16 protein-coding genes and 3 tRNA genes are annotated in these 19,130 nt (G+C 44.6%); 7 read left to right on the forward strand and 12 right to left on the reverse strand.

All coding sequences use genetic code 11. The annotated features are described in order from the left end of the window. Positions 1-13 precede the first annotated feature (13 nt). The 3 genes from MJ595_RS22790 (at position 14) to MJ595_RS22800 (ending at position 4,803) form a co-directional block, all read left to right on the forward strand. Positions 14-1,006: a P1 family peptidase gene (locus MJ595_RS22790; RefSeq protein ID WP_263080421.1), complete on the forward strand. Its 993-nt coding sequence runs from the start codon at positions 14-16 to the stop codon at positions 1,004-1,006. Between the two features lie 185 nt (positions 1,007-1,191). Next, positions 1,192-2,643: a hypothetical protein gene (locus MJ595_RS22795; RefSeq protein WP_263080422.1), complete on the forward strand. Its 1,452-nt coding sequence runs from the start codon at positions 1,192-1,194 to the stop codon at positions 2,641-2,643. Positions 2,644-2,709: 66 nt separating this feature from the next. Further along, a complete protein-coding gene (locus MJ595_RS22800; RefSeq protein WP_263080423.1) occupies positions 2,710-4,803 on the forward strand; it encodes a molybdopterin-dependent oxidoreductase in 2,094 nt (697 codons plus the stop codon). 226 nt (positions 4,804-5,029) lie between these two features. On the opposite strand, the gene MJ595_RS22805 is transcribed toward MJ595_RS22800, so the two are convergent. After that, entirely contained in the window at positions 5,030-5,308 is a 279-nt protein-coding gene (locus tag MJ595_RS22805; protein WP_263080424.1) for a peptidylprolyl isomerase, read from the reverse strand. Positions 5,309-5,418: 110 nt separating this feature from the next. Between MJ595_RS22805 and MJ595_RS22810 the strand changes: the two genes are divergently transcribed. Both MJ595_RS22810 and rpe read left to right on the forward strand, forming a co-directional pair. Next, positions 5,419-6,279 (forward strand): SDR family NAD(P)-dependent oxidoreductase, encoded by an 861-nt coding sequence (locus MJ595_RS22810; protein ID WP_263080425.1) that lies wholly within the window; start codon positions 5,419-5,421, stop codon positions 6,277-6,279. A gap of 80 nt (positions 6,280-6,359) precedes the next feature. Further along, on the forward strand, positions 6,360-7,037 hold the full coding sequence (rpe, locus tag MJ595_RS22815; RefSeq protein WP_263080426.1) for a ribulose-phosphate 3-epimerase: 678 nt from the start codon (positions 6,360-6,362) through the stop codon (positions 7,035-7,037). 200 nt (positions 7,038-7,237) lie between these two features. Here rpe and MJ595_RS22820 read toward each other — a convergent pair whose 3' ends face one another. The 6 genes from MJ595_RS22820 to MJ595_RS22845 form a co-directional block, all read right to left on the reverse strand. Then, positions 7,238-7,930 (reverse strand): hypothetical protein, encoded by a 693-nt coding sequence (locus tag MJ595_RS22820; protein WP_263080427.1) that lies wholly within the window; start codon positions 7,928-7,930, stop codon positions 7,238-7,240. A 178-nt stretch (positions 7,931-8,108) separates the two neighbouring features. Next, the gene (locus tag MJ595_RS22825) at positions 8,109-9,509 is read right to left on the reverse strand and encodes an IS1380 family transposase (protein WP_263322433.1); all 1,401 of its coding nucleotides are present in this window, start codon (positions 9,507-9,509) and stop codon (positions 8,109-8,111) included. A gap of 77 nt (positions 9,510-9,586) precedes the next feature. Further along, complete coding sequence (locus MJ595_RS22830; RefSeq protein WP_263080428.1) at positions 9,587-10,786, reverse strand: hypothetical protein; 1,200 nt, start codon at positions 10,784-10,786, stop codon at positions 9,587-9,589. 155 nt (positions 10,787-10,941) lie between these two features. After that, a tRNA-Pro gene (locus MJ595_RS22835) sits at positions 10,942-11,018 on the reverse strand. Between the two features lie 22 nt (positions 11,019-11,040). Beyond that, positions 11,041-11,117 (reverse strand) — tRNA-Pro (locus tag MJ595_RS22840). Positions 11,118-11,139: 22 nt separating this feature from the next. After that, a tRNA-Pro gene (locus MJ595_RS22845) sits at positions 11,140-11,216 on the reverse strand. A gap of 31 nt (positions 11,217-11,247) precedes the next feature. On the opposite strand from MJ595_RS22845, the gene MJ595_RS22850 reads away from it, so the two are divergent. Further along, positions 11,248-11,577 (forward strand): hypothetical protein, encoded by a 330-nt coding sequence (locus tag MJ595_RS22850; protein ID WP_263080429.1) that lies wholly within the window; start codon positions 11,248-11,250, stop codon positions 11,575-11,577. A gap of 407 nt (positions 11,578-11,984) precedes the next feature. Here MJ595_RS22850 and MJ595_RS22855 read toward each other — a convergent pair whose 3' ends face one another. The 5 genes from MJ595_RS22855 to MJ595_RS22875 form a co-directional block, all read right to left on the reverse strand. After that, positions 11,985-13,310, reverse strand: a complete 1,326-nt coding sequence (locus MJ595_RS22855; RefSeq protein WP_263078492.1) for a transposase — start codon at positions 13,308-13,310, stop codon at positions 11,985-11,987. Between the two features lie 451 nt (positions 13,311-13,761). Further along, complete coding sequence (locus MJ595_RS22860; protein WP_263080430.1) at positions 13,762-14,361, reverse strand: hypothetical protein; 600 nt, start codon at positions 14,359-14,361, stop codon at positions 13,762-13,764. A 75-nt stretch (positions 14,362-14,436) separates the two neighbouring features. Further along, positions 14,437-15,090, reverse strand: a complete 654-nt coding sequence (locus MJ595_RS22865) for an IS630 family transposase (RefSeq protein WP_263322427.1) — start codon at positions 15,088-15,090, stop codon at positions 14,437-14,439. Further along, the gene (locus MJ595_RS22870) at positions 15,012-15,446 is read right to left on the reverse strand and encodes a helix-turn-helix domain-containing protein (RefSeq protein WP_263322572.1); all 435 of its coding nucleotides are present in this window, start codon (positions 15,444-15,446) and stop codon (positions 15,012-15,014) included. The genes MJ595_RS22865 and MJ595_RS22870 overlap by 79 nt, the downstream gene beginning before the upstream one ends. Positions 15,447-15,550: 104 nt before the next feature. Continuing rightward, the gene (locus MJ595_RS22875; RefSeq protein ID WP_263078002.1) at positions 15,551-16,918 is read right to left on the reverse strand and encodes a transposase; all 1,368 of its coding nucleotides are present in this window, start codon (positions 16,916-16,918) and stop codon (positions 15,551-15,553) included. A 453-nt stretch (positions 16,919-17,371) separates the two neighbouring features. Between MJ595_RS22875 and MJ595_RS22880 the strand changes: the two genes are divergently transcribed. After that, positions 17,372-19,123, forward strand: a complete 1,752-nt coding sequence (locus MJ595_RS22880) for a hypothetical protein (protein WP_263080431.1) — start codon at positions 17,372-17,374, stop codon at positions 19,121-19,123. The last annotated feature ends 7 nt before the right edge of the window (positions 19,124-19,130 follow it).

Here is a 19,130-nt window from a genome sequence, read left to right on the forward strand (position 1 = left end):
GGGATTAATTGCCATGACCTCCGATATTTCAACACCCCCCTATCAACCTGACCGGATTTTTTCGATCAATGGGCTAAAAATTGGTCAGGCAACCGATCTGCAAGGGATGACAGGCGTCACCGTATTACGCTTTGATAACGGCGCAACCTGCGCAGTAGATGTCAGGGGAGCGGCTCCCGGCACCAGGGAGACGGATCTGCTCAGGCCGGAAAACCTGGTTGATAAGGTTCATGCCATCGTACTGGGTGGTGGCAGCGCCTTTGGCCTGGCAGCCATGACGGGTGTTACTGACTGCCTGGCAGAACAAAAAATCGGCTTCCAGACAGAAGGAGGCTGCATTCCTATTGTTACAGGAGCCATCCTCTATGACCTCACCATAGGCAGCCCTGACTCTCGTCCTGATTCCAACATGGGTAAACGGGCAGCCTTAAGCGCTTCCAGAAAGAACCTGACAGAAGGCAATATTGGAGCAGGAACTGGCGCAACCGTCGGCAAAGTCATGGGAACCGAACTGGCCACCAAAAGCGGCCTGGGAACCTTTTGCCTCACTAAGGATAACCTGGTGGTTGCTGCCATTATCGCCGTTAATGCCTGGGGGGATGTTATCAAAAACGGCAAGGTCATCGCTGGCTCTCGCACCCCTGACAATCAAGGCTTCATCAATAGCAAAGAGGCCATATTGTCTGGCCGGGACAAACCCGCTTTCTCAGGCCAGAACACAACTATTGGTACCATTATCACCAATGCCACCTTATCAAAATCACAGGCTTTAAAAGTGGCCCAAATGGCACACGATGGTTATTCTCGGGCTATTAATCCGGTTCATACTTTATATGATGGCGATACCATCTTTGCAGCTGCCACGGGTGAAATAGAACAGAGTGACACTAACCTGATCGGCATCATGGCCGCCGAGGTGGTCGAAATTGCCATTCACAGGGCAGTTCTTGCCGCTGAATCCAAAGCCGGAATTCCTGCAATAACAGACCTGTCTTCCATCACTTGAAGTGGCCAATAAATACTGACCTGAATCATGGATTACATGTCAGTATTTTGTAAAATTCGCAACCATTAAAAGGAGGCGCTTCCATTAAACAGGCGTTCTCTTTCGGGGGCTATTGGCGTTTCACCGTCAATGGCCCCTAATTTTTCCTCAATTCAGAGATTATTAAACCCTCTGGGAAATTTACAATGAGCAATCACTCCCCCTCAATGGTTCAGGAGACGGGCATTTGTGCACCTTCTTTTGGCCAGGCTGCTCTGCTGCTGAGCATTATTACCCTATCGCTGATTACCGGCATTATGGCCTTTAGCCTTGATGTCCACATGCTGCTGATCTGTGCCCTCATTCTTACGATGATTCTAAGCTGGCGCTGTGGTTACAGCCTTGACCAGCAAATTGCATTAATGGGGGACAGCATCAAAAATGCCACTGGAGCCATGTTTGCCTTTTTCCTGATTGGCATGATTATTGGCTCCTGGATTCTCTCGGGAACACTGCCCGCACTTATCTATTACGGCTTAAACTTTATTTCCCCGGAACTGTTTTTACCCACCGGTTTTCTACTCTGCTGTGTTGTCACTTACGCCACCGGCACTGCCTGGGGTACCGCCTCCACGGTCGGGCTGGCTTTAACCGGTATGGGGATGGGACTCGGAGTGCCATTACCAGTGATTGCCGGAATGATTATTTCCGGCGGCATTTTTGGCGTTAAAATGTCTCCCATTTCAGATCTGACTATTTTATCTTCCGCCACGGTTGGGGCAGACCCAAAAGCTCATCTGAAGGCGGTGAACAAAGTGAATATTCCCGTCTTTCTCATTAGCCTGGCAGCTTACTACTTAATAGGCTCTCAGTTTCTGGGACTGGACGCTGGCAATACAGACCGTACCACACTGATTCAACAAACCCTCAGCCAAACCTTTGACCTGAACCCACTGGTGCTGGCACCTATTGTTATTACCCTGGGTCTGACCTTTACCAAAATACCTTCCCAAATCGCCATGTTTGCCGGCGTACTTTTGGGGGGCATGACTGCCGCTATCTTCCAGCATAATAACCTGGTGGATTTTTTTGCTGTTTTAAACTACGGCTACCAGCAAAGCTCAGGGGTTGAGCTGGTTGACCAACTCCTTGTTCGTGGTGGCATACAAAATATGATGTGGACGTTCTCCCTGACCTTTGTAGCCCTTTGTCTTGGTGGTCTATTGGAACACGTGGGTTTTCTCGGGGTGTTATTACAACGGTTGCTATGCCAGGTAAAAAGCGACTTCGGCCTTGTATTAACCACCCTGCTCAGCTGCTTACTGGGCAATGCTGCCACCAGTGAAGTTTACCTTTCAGTGATTCTGAATGGTTCCCTTTATAAAAAGGTTTATCAGGAACGCGGCTTTAAATTAGAAATGCTAAGCCGCTTACTGGAAGAAGGCTCCCTTCCCACAGGTTTCCTGCTACCCTGGACCACAGCCGGTGCCTTTATGACCGCCACTCTGGGGGTCAGCCCTCTGGAATATGCCCCTTACGCCTTTTATGTATGGCTTACTCCCGTTGTTTCACTGCTACTGGTAGCCATGGGTCGAACTCTGATTAAACAAAGCCCCGAAGAAAACAAGCAGCCGCTTAAAACGGCGGTAGAAGCTTAGTTCCTCCCCCCGTTGTTATAAACAACGGGGCCACCAGCGCTTATTCCAGATTAGAGAAGCCTCCTTATGTCTACCCAGAGCATTCCGCTCCTGCAAGAGCCGCTATCAACCACTTGCAGCCTCTGTGGCATTAACTGCCGCATCCTTATTGATACGGATAAAAACGGTCAATATCGTATCTCCGGCGATAAACGGGATACAGTAACCAGCGGGGCCTTATGTAAAAAAGGCCGTGAATCCATTGAGCTGATGCTTCACCCCCGTCGCCTGAAGCAACCCTTAAAGCGTGTGGGCAAACGAGGAGACGGGCAGTGGCAACCCATTAGTTGGGAGGAAGCTTTCCAGTATACCGCCGAAGGGTTTTCTAAAATCCAAAAACAATGGGGTAACAACAGCCTGTTTATGGCTTACGGGTACTCCAAGGACTTTATGTATACCCAGCTACTAAGACTGGCCAACCGGCTGCAAACAGCCAATATCGCTGGCCCTGAAACCGTCTGCTGGGCACCCACCAAGCTGGGCTGTGACTATACTCTCGGTTTTAATCCCGGCCATGACCTGAATGAACAAACCCGCTGCGTAATACTCTGGGGTGTCAATAAATATAAAACCCGCTTTACCGATCTTCCTCCCATAAAAACAGCCATAGCTGCCGGGGCCGAGACTATCTGCATTGACCCCCAGTTTACCCGCCACGCCAAAGAAGCCAGTCACTGGCTTGCCATTAAACCCGGAGCAGACCTTGCCCTGGCACTGGCACTGCTGAAAGTCATTATTGAGGAGCAACTCTACCACCAGGACTTTGTCGAAAACTGGTGCCTGGGCTTTGCTGAATTAAAAGAGCAACTGACGCACTATGACCTGTCTTATCTTGCGGATGAATGCCAGTTGGATACCCACCGTATTCAAACCATTGCCCGGCTCTACGCCCAGTCAAAACCAGCCGTCATTATCACCGGCAATGCCCTTGATCATAATAACGACAGTTTTCAGGTAAACCGGGCAATCGCCATGTTAATGGCAATCACCGGCAATATTGATGTTCCCGGCGGCCAGTTTCAACCTCACGGAGACTCACTGGTATCCGGACGCTGGCCCTATGATGAACAGGATGTCCACGAGCTATCTGCAGAAGCCCGGGCCCAAAGCGCTGGCACCCCCATCTTACCTGAGTATTTTCGTGCTACCAGCCAGGGGCTAACCAAAGCCATGCTCACCAGCACCCCCTACCCGATAAAAGGTGGCCTGATTGTTGGTTCCAATCCCATGACCAGCTGGCCGGATACCAAAGCTGTTTATCAGGCATTTTCCCGGTTGGATTTTCTGGCAGTCTCCGAACTGTTTATGACACCAACAGCCATGATGGCAGATATCGTTTTTCCTGCCGCCAGCTTTCTGGAATTTGAAGGGATTACCCAGGGCCAGGATGGCTCCATCCGTTTCCAGAAAAAAGTAATGCAGGTGGGAGACTGCAAGCCCGACCATGAAATCATTTCCAGTATCGGGGTCAGCATGAATGTAATGTCTCCCCAAAGCGAAGAGGCATTCTGGAATGGCTTTTTACAGAAAAGTGGTGTTGATTATTCAACACTGAAAGCAAAAGAACTCATTTCACCCATATCATCAGCGCCACATTTCCGAAAATACCAACAGGATGGCTTCCCCACAGAGTCTGGAAAAATCGAGCTTTATAGCGAAAGACTGGCCGCATTGGGTGCTTCCCCACTACCTGCTTATCAGAATTTACAGCCCGAAAACCCTGACTATCCGTTAAGACTAACCACCAGCAAGCCTAAGCACTATATGTTCTCTCACGGACGACAACTCACTAACTTGCGCAAGGCTCATCCAAAACCATTAGTCAGGCTCCATTCGGAGACAGCCAGGCGCCTTAACCTGACCGATGGCTCAGAGGTAGCCATTGAAACGCCGGGCAACAAAGTGATTTACCAGACTCTGAAGCTGGATAGCCAACTCAACCCGGCCGTTGCCATTGCTGACTTAAGTTGGTGGTTTCCAGAGTCCGGCAAAGCCTACCTTGGAGACGTATTCCGCAGCAACTTCAACGTCCTGACATCACTGGATTCAGGACCTTATGGCGAAGGCGAAGCGGGCAGTTTTAATACCAATGGCTTGCCCTGTCGAATTAAAACCCCCTGAACCGCCTTTAGCGGCAGTTATTCACTTTAAAGGATGGGATATCTATAAAGGCGGCTTTAGTGAAAACCATTGACAAAAAGAAACCGGAGGCATTATTCAGTACACCCCTCCAGCCCCTAAAGAAAATGCGGCCTCGGATAGTCCACATTCACAAACAATAAGGACACTCTATCTCCTGAGAATACCCCCCGGCTTTTCAGTCGGGGACAGATATTCCCAGAAAAAATCAGTTGCGATAGATGGTTTCAATCAGATGAAAGCCAAAGCGTGTTTTCACCGGACCATGAACGGTAAGCACCTTTTTCTTAAACACCACTTGATCAAATGCCTTTACCATCTGGCCTGGCTGAAACTCTCCCAGGTCGCCCCCTCTTTTACCAGAAGGACAAAGGGAATATTTTTTTGCCAATCTGGCGAAATCCTCGCCTTTGGCTATTCTCATCTTTAACTTTTCCGCCTCGTCCCTTGTTTTAACCAGAATATGGCGAGCACAGGCTGTTGGCATGGGGTGAGTCCTCAATATAAAAAGAGGCGAATATTATCGTTTCCAGAAGGGATTATCATGAAAAAAATGAATCACAAAGACCTTATTATCAACTAGAAAAAGAAGACCTGATGATGAAAAAATTAAATCCCTCTTTATACGTTGTATTTTTTGCTTTCGCGTATTTTTCCAGTTTCGCTTATGCCGAGCGCCTGGTAATGATCACTGGTGCCAATAGAGGACTGGGACTGCTGCTGTCGGAACAATTTGCTCAAGGTGGGGATAAGGTGATTGCAGTACATCGTCATAATGAAACTCCTGCCTCCCTTAATAGCCTGAAAACCAAATACCCTGGAAAAATAATAATGGAAAAGCTAGATTTGACGGATCTTAACGAGGTTATAAAACTAGGTGAGCAATACCGTCACAAAAAAACACCTATTGATATCCTTATCAATAACGCTGGTATTTACTCACCAAGGGAACCCCAAAATAATACCTTTCAAAACTTGATCCAAAATCTACCTCAACTTGAGGAGTCAATGCACACCAATGCAGAAGCACCGATGCTACTATCTAGCAGCTTGCTCCCAAACATTACCCAAGGCACTGAGAAAATGATTATTTTTCTTGGTAGTGCTGGCAGTCGGTTTTCAGTAGACGATAACAAACGAAATCGAATGGGACTCACCTATGTCATGAGCAAATCTGCGCTTCATAAAGCCATTGACCAGGCTGCCACTGACCTGAAAAACCCTCAAAAATGCCTGTCTCAGGCAACCTGCAAAGATGAGCAACAAGTCACAATGGTAGGCATTGACCCCGGCTGGGTAGACACTGATATGGGCAAAGGATCAAAGAACTCTCAACCCGAAACAGGAACCGCAGAGCAAGCCACCAAAAAAATATATCAGCTCATTACCAGCGGTACGCTCAATCACACCATGAGTGGCCAGTTAATCAATACCTCAGGACAAAAACTAGACTGGTAATTTAAAAACTATTCGTAACCTTCTGACAGCACCGCCCTAAATCGTTACAATGCCGGGCAATATTGATCGGAAGCTTTACTATGCGTGACTTTATTATCGCTCCCAGCATTCTCTCTGCAAACTTCGCCCGTCTTGGTGAAGAGGTTGATAACGTCCTGGAAGCCGGGGCCGACTGGGTTCATTTCGACGTCATGGACAACCACTATGTACCTAACCTCACTCTTGGCCCCATGGTCTGTAAAGCATTACGAAACCATGGCGTTACCGCTCCTATCGATGTTCACCTGATGGTTAGCCCCGTTGATCGGATGATTGGTGATTTTATCGAAGCGGGTGCCAGTATGATCACCTTCCATCCGGAAGCTTCCGATCATATCGACCGCAGCCTGCAACTGATCCGTGAAGGTGGTTGTAAAGCGGGTCTGGTACTCAACCCCGCCACCAGCCCTGATGTCATTGAGTATGTCATTGATAAGCTGGATATGGTGCTGCTAATGTCCGTAAACCCCGGTTTTGGTGGACAGAAGTTCATCCCTTCTACACTAAAAAAACTGCGCCATGTTCGTAAGATCATTGACGACAGCGGCCTGGATATCAGACTGGAGGTGGACGGTGGTGTTGGCGTAAAAAATATTCGCCAAATTGCTGAGGCAGGTGCAGATGCCTTTGTTGCCGGGTCTGCTATTTTCGGTGCAGAAAGCTACCAGGATGTCATTTCCAATATGAGAAATGAACTAAAACAGGTTAACGCTCTTTAAGCCCTAAAAACACCCAGTGAGTTTGCAGCACTTTTTCACTAAAAATGCTGCAAACCCTGAGTCTTATATCATTCTGTTAAAGCACTAAACCGCGCCCAGTTAGGTAACCGCAATTTGATAGGGCTGTGATAGGCGCGCTTTAGTAATCGCTTCGCTTGATGAACAAGCCAGGAATATCCGGTTTTCAAACGAGTTTTGGTTTAGATATTGATACTGGGCGGAATTCTACTCGGTAGCAAGTAGCTGTATTCAGGCCGATTATTATTTCGATCATTAATCTTGGACTCTACCTCCTTAAGAGCCTCATTAAAACGATCCAAAGGCCCTCCCGAATCGGTAATTTTATCGTCTTCAAACCAGGACAGATACGGAAAATGATTACTGCGATACTCTCCCAATTTCCGGTAATAGACAGACCCTAACAGGTGTAAAACACTTAATTGTTGTAGCGCTTTTGGGATCGGGGCTAACAAAGTTAACCACTGTTCTTCTGTATTGGCAGATAAAGGGTCTTGCCCCCACACAGCACCGGAAATAGCTGGCGCATAGGACATCAGATTTTTTTGGGGAAAGTTAACTGCTGCATGCTGAGCACTGCCGGTAAAAATAACCATTGTCAAAACATCAACAAGCTGCGACCGCTCAACAATAGGCTTAAATCCTTTTACTTTTCCATCAGAAATCAATGCATCAGTCCAGGCCGTTAATTCGGTATCTTCAACAACATCCTGATCACTCGAGTAATAAATAGCCACATAATCCCGTACCCAGTCCCGAATAGCCCCCCAAACCAGAATGGCATCATCACGATAAGGGTAATCAGGAAGGTCTTCTTGGCTGGCTACCCCCCGTCGCTCTAACCCGGATATTTCATAAAGCAGCAGGCTGTCCATTCAATTTTGACTTTTCTGTGGGGGCTGCTGTTTTATCACTCTGTGACTAAAGGTCTTCAGGCTCCGACTACACCAATCTGAACATTTAACGATCAATTCTGCTTTTTTAGGCCGAATGAATACTCCAAACGTCTCTCATCTGGTTATTATTTAGGCGGGCTAAGCGTTGTGGAGGCTGCTACCCAGGCCGAGGCAACGGCATTTGATAAAATATCTCTGTTACATGCTGCAAAAGCTTCTTGAATGGGCAGCTGCTGGGTAGGTGCAGTTTGATCCGATCCTTGTACTCAACCACCTTAACCGCTACTTTGCAGAGTTTTGTGATTACCGTTGATGGCTGGGCTTTCTCCAGTTCCGTTCCTTTCAAAGCCTTGGTTCTCAGCTCGTAATGCAGAACGTAAGCCGCACAGGCATAAAACAGTCTCAAGTGATTGGCCAGAAAGGTCTGGTCTGACAGTCTGTCACCGGACAGATCACTTTTCAGGTGCTTAATGAAATTCTCATCCTGCCCTCTTGGGCAGTACAGATCCTCATAAATCACCTCTGGGGAAGCCTCTTTGATTGAGGTGACAATAAAGCGGGGATTGTCGCCTTTCTCGTTAACCTCTGCCTTATAGATTATCCGGGTATCGAGCCCTTTCCAGCTTTTAGCCTGATACTCGGCCTCACCGTACAGCCTGAGTCGTTCTGGCTCAGGCATATCGTTCAACTTGGCTAAGGCTGTTTTAACCTTGAAAGCTCGACGAGCCTCATCTAGCAACTCTTTGGCTTTAGGGCGTAAGGCCGTCTTGTGACCGGCACCTTTACCCAGCACATAATCAGCATGAGTATTAGCCTGAACAACATGCATTAACTCAGGTTGAGCAAAGTGGCTATCCCCGCGCACCAGCAAATGGGTTTTTGGCCACCGTTTACGGATAAGCTTGATGACACGCTTGATAATAGCGGCATTTTCCCTGCCTGTTGGCGTTTTGCCTGGACGGAGGATGGCAGTAATCAGCTTGCCACTGAGACCTTCAAAAATCAGCAAAGGCAGATAACAGTAGTCCTGATATTTGGCATTAAACAAATTCATTTGCTGCGATCCGTGGGTAATGGCCGGTGTGTGATCAAGATCGATCACGATAGCCATAGGTGGCAAGTCATAACTGGCGATAAAATGATGCACAAATGCTTCAGCCATTTGATAGATATCTTTGCGCCGCATGGACTTCCCGAGCCGTGTGTAGGTGGGAGATGAAGCCAGGTGGTTATCATCATCCAAAGGGTTTCGTCCGGTAGCCAGCTTTAACATGGGGTCTTTACGGAGGCGGTTGCTGTCGTTGGCATCCTCATAACCGCAAGCCATTTGCAAAATTCGCTGAACCAGGAGGTTTTGCAGAGAGTGGTCAATGTAGGATGGGTGACGCTTGTCATCAATGGCCTGGGTCAGTCTGGAAATAAGTCCGCTATGCAATATGGTTTCCCGTAACAGCAGAGCCCCAAAATCTGAAGATAACTCTCCACCATTGAAGTCCGCACGGATAGTTTTACCATTTGAAGGATGAAAGCGAAGCTGCTCTTGTGTAGATTGGGTCATGGCAAGTTCCGGTTTGCTTTTTCCGAAGCATTTTTTTGTCAATCCAATCGTACCAACAGATTGGACGGAACTTGCCTTTATTTATGAAATATCCGGGCTAAATCATTTGGCAACATACTGGCATAAAAATCATAGCCAAGACGGTCTTCCCCTGCCGCTTGCTGAGTGTATTTAATCTCAGCTGCAAATATATTATCAATAGGGCCACCCTCGGCAATAAGACTTCCGGCAGCACTGGCATTAATACTCAGGGTACCTTCAAAATGCGGCATCAGCAGAATATTTAACGGATGCTTTTCTGCAAGATGGCGATGGGTTGCAACCGTAAATGCCTCTATCAACAGATGAGTTCTCGCCAGATGCACAAATAGTTCGTGGTAATTGCCTTCGGACATCTGAACTATAGTCTTTGATACTTGCCATTCCCAGTAGCCCTCATCTCGCTGATCCACTACGGCATAAGCCACTTTGAATTCGGAGGTCTGACCACACTGGATAGCAACTGGCTTCAGTTCATCCCGCGCCTCTGTCAGGGCAAATAATGCCAGTGGCGCAAATACCTGCTTATCACTGCTCCCCGGATGCTCTGCCAATAAAGAGAGTTCCTGATAATCCAGCAGATAAACACGGTTTGCCTCTAAAGCACTCTGCAAATCATCACCTCCCATCACCTGTTGATAGCCCTCCCTAGAAACAGGAAAGTTAGCTGGCAACTGATTGATCCGGGAAAGAAGCATTGGGTTAGGACCAGCTACCCGCAAGCGGGCAAAGCATTCATCACTCTGAAATGTTGATGCTATATCCGGCACAGGCAAGGTTTTAAATAGATTTTTATAGGCATCCAGCCCATCTTCAGCCTTCAGTTCCCGAAGCCTTTCCTTAATGTGTTGCTCCTGAGTCTCCACCAATTCATCAATCAGATCTTTCAAGGATTTTATCAGAGACTTTTCGCGACCCGCAGTAACACTAGCCAGCGCCTCCCTGGCAGACGCCAGATCTTCATTAATATGACCCAGCTCGTCCTCAAGATCCAAATTAGCTAAAAGATTCTTGGCAACTTCTGCCCCCGCCTCACCAACAGTCAATGTCCACTCTATTGTTGGTTTTGATTCTGATGGCACATCAAGCGCCATCGGCACCCCTTTTACATTGGGTTTATTATCATCCCACTGATATTCTTTCTGCTCTTTGGCAATTTGCCGGGCACGCTCTCTTCGTTGATGGGAACTATCATTTTGAGGTAGAGAAGGATTTGAACGAGGGAATAAATCAAACATATTTTTCCGTCTATTTTCTTATTATAAATTTTTATTGTTGACACAAATGCTTCAATGCAAGATACACGCACCTCCCTTATAAGTCTATACACTTATACTCTGTGCAATTTTACATATATAAAAAAAGCCCAATGCGAACATTGAGCCTATGAAATTGGTCGGGGTAGAGAGATTCGAACTCCCGACATCCTGCTCCCAAAGCAGGCGCGCTACCAGACTGCGCTATACCCCGAAATAAATTGTCAAACTAAAAGTGGTCGGGGTAGAGAGATTCGAACTCCCGACATCCTGCTCCCAAAGCAGGCGCGCTACCAGACTGCGCTATACCCCGAAATAAACGGTCAAACTAAAAGTGGTCGGGGTAGAGAGATTCGAACTCCCGACATCCTGCTCCCAAAGCAGGCGCGCTACCAGACTGCGCTATACCCCGATAGTCATTAAGGAAAGCAACTGAACGACGCTTGAAGCTCATCCCTGAAGACGGCGCGTATCCTACCACTCCAGAACCAAAGCAGCAATACCCCACCATCATTCTCTACGCTTATCGCGATATTCAACCCACTATGGCTCAGGCTCCCAACCCGTTGAGGACACTCCAGAGTCATAGGAAGAGCCAGAGTTCTCATTTCTTTTCCTTTCTGGCTCGCGTACAGACATCGAAATCGTATACTCATCAGCAGCATGAGAAGAGCCATCAGATAATTGAAGCTGGACTTCACCAGTCTGACACTGACGAAGGTATACCTTTCCTTCCGTCCATGAACTCAGGCGAAACACCGGAAGAACCATAGAGTCTCCTAGGTTCCAGGGGGATGAAACCCAAAAATCCTCTAACCAACCCTGTAAATCTTGCTCAACCCCATGCTCATTAATCCTGAAAAAAAAGACCACAATACCAGCCATTACAGAAGCGAAAATTTTATTAAACTCATATTTAAGCCTTTTATAAGGGTGAAGAAAAATATAAGGAATAGCTAATACCTGAGGATCCCTTTTAGCTTTATTTTGAATAGTTGTAAAAGCTTTAAGCTTGGCTATATTTCCAATCTCTATTATTTTATTCTTATACTTTACAGCTTAACTTTAGAGTTAGTATGACATGAACGTTTGGTTATATTTTAAAAATTGTGTGCAAAAATACATCCAAACGTTTTTTCAGATTCGGTATTATTCTTGATTATTGCGTTGTTGCCGCTATTTATGCCGCTTTTTTCTTTTCTTTGACTATTCCGTCAGTCAAACTATTAAAATTGAACTCATATTTTTGGCTATATCGGTTCCAGCCCTCACGAATAGGTAATCTGGGGATAATTCCTGCGAGTGCAAATCTTAGCATGCCAGCGGTGGTTGTATCCTGATCCCGCCAAGGAATCCTTGAAATGCCCACGCTTGCTTGATTTTTACAGACGGTCAACAGTTGCAATAATGCGTATCCAGCCATCTTCAGATGCATCCACCGCAACAGAGTTCTCAGCTTTTGCTGCCATAACTGGCGGCAACCAAATGAATGTTTAATTTGCTGAAACATGGGTTCAACCGGCCATCTTTTCGCATAAATACGAAGGATGTCTATACCTTCAAGTCCAGTATTGGTTGCAATGAATATACGGCTTTCTGTCAGTCCTTTATCATTTTCAAACCGACCCCAGACAACCCGAACCTTGCGGCCTTTCAGGAAGCGAGCCCGACATACCCGGGTGCGATAACGTATCTTTCGAAATCTGCCGTATATTCTTACGGTTGTTTGATATTCCGGTAGCTTCTCCACTTCCGGGGGCGTCATTTTGATGCCATACTTTTTGGGTCGCCCACGTTTTTTTGCAGTGGACTCCAACGGTAAGGCATACAATGCCCGGTTTAACGGGATTTGCCCTACTACTTCATAGCCCATTTCCAGAACGGGTTGCATTAGCGTCCAGTTCATATACCAACAGTCTGTCAGCAAGCGCAGTCCTTGCACCTTCACCTCTTGCCTCACTACTTTTAGCATGGCAACAGCGATTTTTAGCTTACTGGCATTGCCTGAAGCAGGAGATGGAAAGGAAAGCACAGGGATGGCAGTAAATACTTCATCTTTAGCCCGCTCAAATACAACAGCCAGGGATACCCAGCATTGTCCCCAGATATACGTTGGCCGGTTCCTTTTTTTACTGTGCTGGTGATGGGTTCGGCAAGCGGGAGCCTTGTCAGAAAAACGCTCCACCACCCAATCATCAAGACCAATGTTGATAAGTTCACCCCGTGGTACTTTTGAGCATACCAGCTGAATGAGCCGGCATGCGAGGCTCCTCCACCGCCACTTGCCTTGAGAGAGCCAATGGTGGTAACTGCTCCATACGCATTGAAAGTTATTAATAGATAACAGCGCCTGAGTGACAAAGCCTTGCCCGGATAGCATGCAGCCAAAAAGAAGTTCGCAGAACGTAGGTACTGCTGTTGGGGATAGCGCTGAAGCAAGAAACGTTGTATATAAGGCAAGCTCCCGGAGGATCTCTTTATGATCTGAAGTGAGCATAGCAACCATCTTTGTATTTTGTTTGGAGATGGTTGCTATTAACCGATTTCAGATGAAAATCGTACTATTGTTCTTTGGTAACTCTAAAGTCGAGCTTTACAGTCAAACCCTCATAATCCCTAAACTGTAAATGAATGGATTCCCCACCCTGTTGACAGCCAGGCTTTACGATAACATACAGATTTTTCAAGCCTGTATCAGACCACCCTGCATAAACCTCATTTATTAATAACAACGAATTTATTAATATAATAATCATTTTGAAAATACAGCGCAGCATCTACACCCCAACCCATCAAAAATTTTAAATCAGATTCTCTCACCTTGTTTCTTAAACAAGCAAAGCTGTATTAACCGAGCCATAGCATAGTCCATTATTCTATCGGTAGTGATTCATATTTTCACTCTATATGGATATCCCTCCATACTTTGCTCTATTAACAAATAATCCAATGTGATTTTAATCTAACTTCCTGATAATCAGCTTATTAGTACTATCATCCCTGACAACCCCAAGTGTTTTTTTCCGTTCTTTCTCCTTAGTTGCGGCTTTCAACTTTTTAAGGTCTTTTACAGTTTTTTTTAGATAGGATTCTTTTAATAACTGTGAAGGCCATAGCCGTCTATCCCTATCTGTCTCAAACATTTTACACATAAATTCAAAACCTCTTCGACTAAGGCAATGTTTAGTTTCACTACCCTTAAATAGGCGGTGAGCATCACCAAATGCATATTGGTATAAAGAGATATACTTGAAGTTCAAGGATGGATAAAGCGGTTGCCAGCAAAGGAAATAGGTGAGAATATCCGCAGGATGACTGTACACATACTGTTCACTGAGCTTCTGCATAATATCCCCACTAAAACTGGAGGAAAGTTCATAACCTTCAGGCATAACCAGTTGCAGAAAAACAATACCAATGTCCCACGTATCATCTGCTGGGGTTGGGGAGGAGATTTCTATAGTTTGACAAACAGTAGGAAATGCTCTTGCATCCAAGTCTTTTCTGTATTTGTAATATCCTGTGGCATGACTGAAATTCGTTAAAAATACAAACAACTGCTTCCCGTCATTTATATTTATACAATCTACAGCTGAATGAGATAAGTAGTGTATAGATTGCTTTCGAATAATTTAACCATCCAGTCGGACAGTATTAGAAAATGAGATCATATACTCCTCTCCAAATGAAAAAAGCACCCGTTCAACTTCTTTTTCAAATTCCGCAAAGCTCTTGATTGACAAGAGGTTGAGCCATTCATACTTTATTTTCCTCCACAGGATTTCAATCAGGTTGAGCTCAGGTGAATATGTTGGCAGAAAGCAGACCAGCAATTTCTTTTCAATCATCCAGTCATCAATTCTGGCACAAAACTTTTTGCTGGTGTGAATGCTGGCATTATCCACCATAACTACCGTGTAACGATCATTTGAGCTGTATTTTTCATCTGCCATTTTCTCTGCAAAGTCATCAAAGGCCGCAATCACCGTATCGCTATTCACTGAACCCACAACAGGATAATGAAATAGCTCACAGCTTCGGTTCATAAACCCCAGTACGTTGATGCGTTTACTTTTGACTGATGGTATTCTGAGCTGCTTTCCTTTTTCCTGCCAACCGTATGGCACACAAGGTTCCTGGGTAAAGCCGGACTCATCAAAATAAAATAAATTGATTAACCCTTTGCTCTCGGCTTCCTGGGCATCTTTCAGAGCAGTTTTACAGTCATGGAATTGCTCTTCGTCCCGTTTATGTTTGCATGATTTACGGAGTCTTTTGTAAACCAGCCCTGCTTTTTTACAATGTTTGCCAGAGTAATTTTTGATGAAGATTTACCGGTTTCATCCTCGATCTTGGATTTGACATACGATAAGCGACGAGGCTCTTCAGCCACTAATTCTTTTATGCGTTGCACTTCGGATTCGTCATATATGCACGGCCTACCGCCACCATGCCCCTTGTACAAGGCACGAATACCATATTCTTCCCAATCATCAATCCACTGAGAAGCAGTTTGATATCTAATTTCAAGTATTTCGGCAATTTGCTCAAGGGTAAAGCCACGATTGCTCAATAAAAGGCTATGGGCTCTTTCCCAGCTATTCCCGCATGATGAACGTCGATGATCGTTGGTATTGACAATAAGGCAGCAAAAATAATGAAGCCGATCAAAACTGAGCCGCCAATTAACAAAGCGGAGCTTTAAAGAAAAAATGTCACCCCTGAACGTAGCTACGATATGGCCGGTTATGATGTATCGAATGGAATCACCCTTTTCTCTTCAATACCATGAGTTACTGTGTAAAAAAGCCCCTCCCACGTTTTTATCAGCCAATGCAAAAAATAGCCCTGTATCCATTTCCATAATGCTATACGGACTCCTTTTGAGCGGGTTCTTAAAGCTTCCTGAAACTGGGGACAGCACAGTTCCTGTATTTGATCTACGAGAAAAGCAAGCATCGTCAGATAGGCCAGATTTGTGGCTAAGTGCTTCTCACCGTGACCGTAGTTATGTTCGAGATCGTAGCCTTGATTTTTCAGGGTGTTAAACGTCTGGTTCTCAATATGCCATCGGCAGCGCCCTCCTTTCATGACGGGTTCTATGGTTTCTTCGTTAAGCGGAATATCAGTCACCCAGCACCAGATATGCTGTTTACCTTTTTTATCGGTTTCGACAAAATCAAGCACATTAACCTGTTCTGCATATTTTGCCTTGTTCAGCCTGACGTCATTGGCATAGCGAAACCACCACTTAATTCCAGTCTCTTCATTAACTTTTTCAGCACGGTGAACTTTTCCTTCTTTATCCAGCTCATCCATCGCTTCAACCAGCGAGGCATGGTTGCCATCTTTCGCGACAATGATGTAATGCCAGCCATAACTCTTAATCAGTTGGACAGTGGGGTTGTCAGCATAAAGACTGTCCAGAAGAATAACGAACTTTAGACGTGGGTGATGCTCTCGTATGGTGGCAAACAACCGTTTAATGGCATTTTTTTCACAGTCATTTTTGGTCGAACCGTCCTGGCAAACTATGGCTTCCGGTGCCAATGGCAAGACTGTTTTTTGATCCGGGTGAGCAATGCATGCTGCCATTAACTGGTGGTAGTGAGCTTCGTTGGCCTTTCCCTTATTTTTAGTACAGCACTCCTGACAAGGTTTTTTATTATTGCAGGAGTAAAATAGCCCAGTTCCATCGATCGGGAGCAAGTAGTGATTTTTCAAGTTCCCGCAGTGAAATTCGAATGCCTTCAGTAATCCGCCCCTTTGGACGTTAGACAGCAATGTCTTAAAAGGCTTTTTGAACTCTACGGGATCTATTGGATCCAGGATTTCCCGCATACTGGTATCACAGGGAGCACGTTTTTTTATCTGATACAGGTGCTCAAGGTTATGCCTTACTTCTTGCTCTGTTTTATCACGCTCAAACGAGAGGAGCGATGGGTACTTGAGATGCATCATGGCAAAAGCGGACATGGAGGCATCATGTATTGTTATTTTTCTGGAATCCTTGTTTGGTCGGACATCTGGAATTTGCTCATAACTTTCAGAAATCGTAGTAATTAAACTGTTTGCACAAAGATGCTTACGACTTTTTTGGAATGGATAAGCCATGAGAGACAGCCATTGATAAAGTATCCCTATCAAAAGTAGACGTTATTTTGTGCGAAATCACTCCATTTGGAATTTACTGTAAGCCTTGCTGTTGCAGTGATTTAATTGATGTCACGGGAATAGCTGGAATAGCATGGATTTCTATTCCCCCTATCTTTTGTAGCATGGTACTACATGGCATATAAACTAATACACTGTTTCTATTTTTAAAAAACATAAAGTAAATATTTTTTATAATAACTTAAAATTAAAAAACAAAAAAATTATTCCAAAATAATACTATAATCTGGCTTCATTACCTCTGCATCCTCATACTCAGTCAAGATATAAAACCTACAGATTTTCATCCAAATTACACCCCAAGATCATTCATTTTCCACCACAACCAATAGCAAAAAAACCAACTTGAAAACATTACATTTATTCTACTCACATCCTAAAAGAGGATTCAATATGGCTACCAATAAACTAATAGCGCCATCTAGTATCTTTCATTTTTTAGCTCAAAGCCTAAACCATATCTTAAAAAAAATAGCGTTCTTCACTTTAGCTATCATTTTAATACTCTTCTGCACTAAAGCTATCCCTTGGGATGTAGAACTAGACTTACCGGAAAGTTTCCACTTCTATTCCTGTGCTGATAACGATTCTAAAAACAATCTCTGCAGGCATAAAAAAACTTTGTTTAATAATGAATGGATAGTAAGCTATATAAAACAACCTTCATCATATTCAGATAAATCCCATTCAACTATTGAATTTACTCATATTGCTTTACTTACACGGGAACAGGAACCCCACGAAGATAAAGGGGCTGTTGCTGCACTTGATCAATTATCCATAGAGGAAAACCCATCTAACCCTGAAAATGATTCAGATGGGTCGCGTTCATCAACATATGAACATCAAGATAAAGATAGACCCTGCGAACAACCACTAAAAGTTAACCATAAAACTCCCTTCCGCCTGGGGGGGCAAGACAAAATCGTTGCACAGGGAAATAGTTTATTTATATTTTATTGTAAACAAAACACTCTTCAGCAACTCGAAATGTTTGAGGGTGGAAATATAGAAGTCACTCAAACAATCGTTGACTTAGATCCCGCACGAGACATATCTTTTCACCCAAGAATGAACATTTTTACTGAAACAATGCAAACTTATGACAGTGATGAGGATAGCGAAAAATGTATAACTCCTGAATTTGATGCATTTCGCTACGCATTTCTAGCCCCTCCCCCTCATCGTGATGGTCATCACCGCCCCATACTTATCTCCTTTGACAATTTCCTATCATGTTATCATTGGAGTAAGGCCAGTAACACTATAAAACCCACCTGCACTCATCAGTTTGAAAAAATCAGAACATTAACACTATCCCCGGATGGCACAACAGTTGCCGTTACAGATAAAAATCTGATATGGCTATTTGATATAGACACAAACTCAAAGCTCAAGGAAGCAGTTAGAGATGCCACACAAATATCATCATGCGAAAAATGCCATGAATCAGTGATCATGGGTATAGTTTTTAATCCCGTCAAACAAGACTGCTTTGTTTCCCAGCATAGATGTGAGTGCAACCCAGTGAGTGAATCTGATCAATGGAGCCGCATATGGTTTATTGATCGCACAACAAAGTCAATAAAGCACCTTGGTGATCTTATGGCAGTCAAAAGGGTAAAAAAACACAGTCACTATACAGCTGATGTAGAAAAACTAACCACCGCTTATTTTAGCCCTGATGGAAAATGGTATGTCTACCACGGTAAAAAGACCATTAACTTTTATTACTTTGATTCAATCCCAGACCCTTTGTCTGGACAGGAAACGGTTAAACTGGTAAATGAAGTTTTTTTTCAACAGAAACAAAGAAATTTTTGCCATGCCACTTTTCGACCTGATTCAGATCGTGTAATTATTTATTTTAAAGAAAAAAAAACTGGTCAATACGACAATAAAAAACTTGAAGAACTCTCCCCAAAATATTATCTCTTAAGCCCAGAAACAGGCGAAGTCACTCCAGGAAAATTCAATTCAATTGGCAAAAAACAAGAAAGAATGATTGATCTTTCAGGCCATCATAGTGAAATATTATTTTTAACAAAGAAAAGATCAAATGATAAGACTAGAAAAACCACAGTAGCACCTAAACAAAGTGAGTGGAAAACATGGAGTTACCAGAACCCAGTGATCAATCAGTAACAACTAA

It is taken from the genome of Endozoicomonas sp. Mp262 (genome assembly GCF_025643335.1).
Lineage (GTDB): Bacteria > Pseudomonadota > Gammaproteobacteria > Pseudomonadales > Endozoicomonadaceae > Endonucleibacter.